Source organism: Erwinia sp. MYb416 (assembly GCF_037479575.1).
Classification (GTDB): domain Bacteria; phylum Pseudomonadota; class Gammaproteobacteria; order Enterobacterales; family Enterobacteriaceae; genus Erwinia; species Erwinia rhapontici.
Map to the genome: position 1 here is coordinate 1 of NZ_JBBGYT010000273.1, position 544 is coordinate 544.

1 protein-coding gene is annotated in these 544 nt (G+C 59.9%); it reads left to right on the top strand.

The genetic code is table 11. The features are described from left to right. Positions 1 to 544, top strand: a 544-nt coding sequence (locus WH277_RS02465; protein WP_339504219.1) for a hypothetical protein, incomplete at both ends; no start/stop codon positions are given.

Below are 544 nucleotides of genomic sequence, written 5' to 3' on the forward strand. Positions count from 1 at the left end.
CAACTCAATTTGCGTGTTCAGGGGGCCGTCTCTTCGTCGCTTGCCCTCGTCACGCCCGCCGTGCTTCCGGTCAATCAGCACCTCGACTGGCAGCCGGATACCGCTGCGCTGCTCTGTTTCAATGGCCGGGGGGGCTTTTCTCCCGACGGTCGCGAATATCAAATCCTGCTGGATGAACGTGGCACCACGCCTGCACCCTGGTCGAACGTGATGGCGAATGCCCAGTTCGGCACCGTGATTTCGGAAGCCGGACAAGCCTATACCTGGTATGAAAATGCGCACGAATACCGTCTCACCCCCTGGGAGAACGATCCTGTCAGCGACCGCTCAGGGGAAGCCTTCTATCTGCGTGATGAAGAAACTGGTGCCGTCTGGTCACCCACCACTCTGCCCGTACAGGGGCGTGGCCCCTATCTGAGTCGACACGGATTTGGCTACAGCGTCTTCAGCCACCGGGAAACCGGGCTGGATAGCGAACTGACCGTGCTGGTCGCCGAGCATGCGCCGGTGAAGCTGGCCATTTTAACCCTCACCAACAACTCAG